The organism is Acidithiobacillus sp. TH-A35 (assembly GCF_057473505.1).
Genome location: NZ_JBYCKR010000229.1, coordinates 1 through 4,477 on the forward strand (window position 1 = coordinate 1; position 4,477 = coordinate 4,477).

Here is a 4,477-nt window from a genome sequence, read left to right on the forward strand (position 1 = left end):
GCACCAGACCCTGGGTATCGCGGTCGCATTCTGGCTGCCGCCGACGGATAACACGGGTAGTCCGTTGCAGATGTTTCCAGCGTCCACCGAACTGGAAGCTCCACAACGCAACCTGCGGGCTGCCGCCCGGTGGAGCTTTCTGAATAAAAAGAATGCCGGGATGAGCACCGACACGCTGGCGGATATCCCGGCGCTGTTTATGCCCATGCTGTCCGGCGAGCGTGCGCTGGGGGTCATGATGCTGTCTGATCTCGACCTGCGTCGGGCCCCCGCAGACTGGTTGCGCTTTCTCGAAACGGTGGGGCGACTCATCGCGGTGGCTCTGGATTCGGCGCAAGCATCCCGGCAACGTACAGAAGCGGATGTCCGTTTGCGGGTCGAGCAATTGCAAAATGCGCTTTTAGGCGCCGTTTCCCATGACCTCAGGACGCCATTGGCTGGCGTACTGGGCACAGCGACGACACTCCAGCGCAATGCGCAGGGGCTGACTGCGGAAGAGCGAGGTCTCCTCGAAAATATCCGTGAGCAGACGGAAAAGATGGAATATACCGTGGATCGCATTCTGCACATGGCCGCGTTGCACTCCGGGCGACTCCATCTCCAAAAGGAATGGGTCCCTTTAGAGGACATGCTGGTCACCGCGCGCAAGCAGATCAAGACCGTATGTGCGGATCGGCCTTTTCAGACGCGGATATCCAAAGACCTGCCGTTGCTCCACGTAGATCCCCAACTGCTCGTGCAGGTGCTCACCAATCTCCTTGAAAATGCCTGCAGATATACTCCGAGTGATCGCGGCATAGAATTAGAAGCCAGTGCGAACGATACCGAGATCAAGGTCTGCATCATTGATCACGGCTATGGTGTTCCGCCCGGTCGCGAAGAGGAGATATTTACCCGCTTCAGCCAGGTCAAACCGCCCGTCGGGCTGGGCGGCAGCGGATTAGGCCTCGCGATTTGTGCTGCTATTATAGAGTTGCACGGCGGACGTATTTGGGTGCGTAACCGGGTCGCAGTGCGCGGTGCGGTGTTTTGTTTTACCGTACCTCGGGAGACTGAGCCGCCTATGCCATCTGACGGAGATTAAGTCATGACGACCATACACGAAGGCGATCTGGATATCCTGCTGGTGGAGGATGACCCGAGTATTGGCGGGTTTCTGCAGGCGGCGATGGACCGCGAACCAGGGTATCGCTTGTACTGGGAAACCACGCTGAAAGATGCCTGGAAGGCTTGGGAAAAACGACAAATCCAGGAAAGTCGGCCATTCGCCTTGATTCTGCTGGACCTTGGTTTACCGGATGGGGATGGACAGGGACTGATTCGTCGCTTACGCGCCCACGGAGGCGAGCTGGCACTGATCATTGTCATCTCAGCGCGCGGGAGCGAGGCTGACAAGGTACAGGCCCTCGATAGTGGTGCCGACGATTATCTGACCAAGCCGTTTACCATTGGCGAGCTGCTCGCACGCCTGCGCGCACATTTGCGGCGACGACCAGCAAATGCATTCGCCGAATCTTCCCATTGGGTCATTGGCGTCTTGGAGCTGGATGATCTCACCCATACCCTTCGCAAGGGCGGGGTGTCCATTCCGATGACGCCCAAGGAATATCAACTGTTCCACCTTTTTGTGATGAATCAGGGGCGAATATTGTCGTATCGACGAATTCTTAGTGCAGTGTGGGGAGAGCAGAGTAGCGATCAGGCCCATTATGTAAGGTTATATATCAAACGACTGCGGGAAAAGATTGAGGATGATCCTGGAATGCCACAATATCTGGTGACCGAAAAAGGGGTTGGGTACCGATTTGGCGATCCGGAGGTGTCAAGATGACACTACTCAAGGGCAAGATGGCACGCGCTTTTGCGGCGAAGATAAAACCGTAATCAGTCATCGCCATCCGCATGTTTTTGCGCCAGAAATCCAACGCCATCCAGCACTTGATAGAAGTCCCGCGCATAATAATCGGGCGCTACATCGTTATAGGATTTGCTGCCCTGATTGGAGTCCACAAAGATGGTTTTCATCCCCGCCTGTTGTGCGCCGTAAATATCCCGATACATGTCATTGCCGACATAAATGGCTTCATGGGGAGCCACTTCCAATTGCTCTGCGGCCATGGCGAATAATCGGGAGTCGGGTTTGCGATAACCATAGTCACCGGAAATAATCCGTATATCAAAATATTTTTTAATACCCATCGCGCGCATTTCGGGGAGGGCGAAGCAGCGTTGTGCGTCAGAAATAGTGGCCAGTCGGTAGGTTTCCTGCAGGCTTTTCAGCGTGCGCTTAATGCCATCGTAACGCTCCAGGCGGGTGCGGGAGAGGCCACGATGCAGGCGTGCCAATTCTTTTGCCAGTCTTTCCCGGCCTTTGACAGGTTTGCTGTTCTCCTGGATAAGCAAGGTGTGCCAGATCGCCTCGACGTCTATTTCCGGATATCGTTCAGCGGATTGGCGTTTTCTCTCCTTCATGATGGCGAAGTAGCGTTCCCGGACCTCTCGCCGGTTCATAAAGACCCGGTGATAAGTGAGATAATGGGAAATGCCGCGATAAATTTCTTCCATTTCCTCATTGGTTTCAATGTTGATCATGGTGCCATAAAGATCTAAACAGACGGCGCGTATGGACATGGTATTACCTCCGCAGAATGTGAATGGCTTCGTGGACCAGGGCTTGGCTGTAGCGCCAGTCAAGCCAGGAATTACGGGCAATGCGTAACAGGGTTATGCTCATATAAAAGGGTATTCGCTCAGTAATCGATGCAAAAGCCGCATAGCGGTCCGGAAAATGGGTGCTGTATTCCCAGAGAAAATGACCGATAAATGGTTCGGCATGCTCTCCATGATGGGTGCTGCGCATGAAATGATGTTTTATTTCCCCGGCAATCATGCCGAGATCATACGCGCGATCTGCAAACTGCATACGTTCCAGATCAATGGCGATGGTGCGCCGATGGGCTGCGAAGAGAAAATTGGAGGGCGTGGCGTCGCCATGGATCAGAACTTGCCGGTCTGCCCACATACTGCCCATCTGCTGCCAGTGCTCCCGGTAATGATAGAATTCACCGGTCTGATGGGCGGATATCCGGTGGCGTCTTTGCAGGCGCGCCATGATCTTGTCGAAATAGGCAAACTGCGCATCAAAGCGCACTGTTTCAGAGCGTGCGGTCCAGTTATGTAATTTGGCAAGGAAATAGGCGAGGTCCGTCAGACGTGCATATAATAATTTTGCATCATTACGTTCAATGCTCTCCTCGATGACTCTGGAGAGGGGTTGTCCCGGACAGAATTCCTCTATAATGACACTGTTCATATCCCATGAAATTCCCAGGGGTTGCGGAATATACAGTCGCCCGGTTTTGAAGCCCAGGTCGCGCAACATATGCATATGCCGCCATTCGTTGTGTACCCGGTCCCAGGCTTGTTGCGGATCTTTATTGGTCCGGTTGAAGAACTTGCCGATGACTTTCCGCTGTGAATGGGTTTCCTCGTAGAGAAAAACTTCATTGGATGCCGGAAACTGAAATACCCGAAACTGATGGGGGCGCTGTTCTGTGAGTAGCTGTGGATATATCTGCTCTTGCAGATACGTGTAGAGCGGATCATGGGGATTCAGGCGGCCCAGATATTTCATTTTAACCCTTTTGCCTTGTCATGAATCTCCGGAGAAGGGTGGGGAATGCAGCGACGGATGCAACTGTATCCCGATGACTTTCCAGCCTGGTTCCGCGCTCTTCAGCAGCGGTGTAACGTTTTGCAGAATTTGTTGCTCCAGTGCGGACTGGGCGGTGGTGGAAGTGGTGATGCCAGCCAAATCCGGAAACGCCATGAAGGGGTTGGCGATGCGCGCGTCAAGTTGTTCCTGCAGGGGGTGAAGCTTCTTCCAGGGGCCATTGCCCTGCATGATCGCCACCGGATGAATAGTCAGAGCTTCGATTTCCCCGGCATGGTTGGTGACGGTGACGCCATAAGACCCAAGATCGACGGCACGTTGAACTGGCGTTGGCACCGCGGATTCCGGTGTCGCTACCGGCGCGCCGATTCTGCGCGGACGAACCGGCAGGTTAAGGGCAATGCCCACGGCGACGGCGGCGAGCAGGACCGCCAGGACGCCGAAAATCACCCATCGACCACGACCGGATTTGGCTTGCTTTTTTTTGCGGGCTGCCAATCTCCGTTTCTCCTTTGCCGGGTAAGCAACATCTGCTCGTGCGATATCCTCTCTGATGAGCAGGGACACCGTCAATGTACTCAATAGAATGCTTGTACCATGGGCGAGGTCGGTAAAACAAACACGATGCAGTGTTGTGATGCGCAGGGTTGCATTACACTCCCCACTCAGTTCTGGTATTTACACAGACCATAAAAGAGGAAGCATGCCATGGCGGCAGGTCATTTGCGGCGGGAAGGGGGGCTGATCGGGCTGCTTTACGCGAGTCTGGGAGCCATAGTGGGTTCCGGCTGGCTGTTTGGGCCG

Annotated in this window: 5 protein-coding genes; 2 read left to right on the forward strand and 3 right to left on the reverse strand. The window is 54.4% G+C overall.

The window, feature by feature from the left end; translation table 11 throughout:
• Together AC2VNK_RS07720 and AC2VNK_RS07725 are read left to right on the forward strand one after the other, a co-directional pair.
• Positions 1-1,084: ATP-binding protein (locus tag AC2VNK_RS07720; RefSeq protein ID WP_486883369.1), on the forward strand; the 1,084-nt coding region annotated here is incomplete at its 5' end.
• A 3-nt stretch (positions 1,085-1,087) separates the two neighbouring features.
• Entirely contained in the window at positions 1,088-1,831 is a 744-nt protein-coding gene (locus AC2VNK_RS07725; protein WP_291525114.1) for a winged helix-turn-helix domain-containing protein, read from the forward strand.
• 53 nt (positions 1,832-1,884) lie between these two features.
• Here AC2VNK_RS07725 and AC2VNK_RS07730 read toward each other — a convergent pair whose 3' ends face one another.
• Genes AC2VNK_RS07730 through AC2VNK_RS07740 form a run of 3 tightly spaced genes read right to left on the reverse strand, consistent with a single transcriptional unit; the run spans position 1,885 to position 4,255 of the window.
• On the reverse strand, positions 1,885-2,631 hold the full coding sequence (locus AC2VNK_RS07730) for an HAD family hydrolase (RefSeq protein ID WP_291525115.1): 747 nt from the start codon (positions 2,629-2,631) through the stop codon (positions 1,885-1,887).
• Between the two features lie 4 nt (positions 2,632-2,635).
• Positions 2,636-3,634, reverse strand: coding sequence for an aminoglycoside phosphotransferase family protein (locus AC2VNK_RS07735; protein WP_486883370.1), 999 nt, complete (start codon positions 3,632-3,634; stop codon positions 2,636-2,638).
• 18 nt (positions 3,635-3,652) lie between these two features.
• On the reverse strand, positions 3,653-4,255 hold the full coding sequence (locus AC2VNK_RS07740) for a hypothetical protein (protein WP_486883371.1): 603 nt from the start codon (positions 4,253-4,255) through the stop codon (positions 3,653-3,655).
• Positions 4,256-4,477: the final 222 nt, after the last annotated feature.

What these genes read in the sequence shown, in the direction of transcription:
- AC2VNK_RS07735 (WP_486883370.1), bottom strand. Translation starts at nt 3,634, where the DNA reads ATGAAATATCTGGGCCGCCTGAATCCCCATGATCCGCTCTACACGTAT.
- AC2VNK_RS07730 (WP_291525115.1), bottom strand. Translation starts at nt 2,631, where the DNA reads ATGTCCATACGCGCCGTCTGTTTAGATCTTTATGGCACCATGATCAAC.
- AC2VNK_RS07725 (WP_291525114.1), top strand. Translation starts at nt 1,088, where the DNA reads ATGACGACCATACACGAAGGCGATCTGGATATCCTGCTGGTGGAGGAT.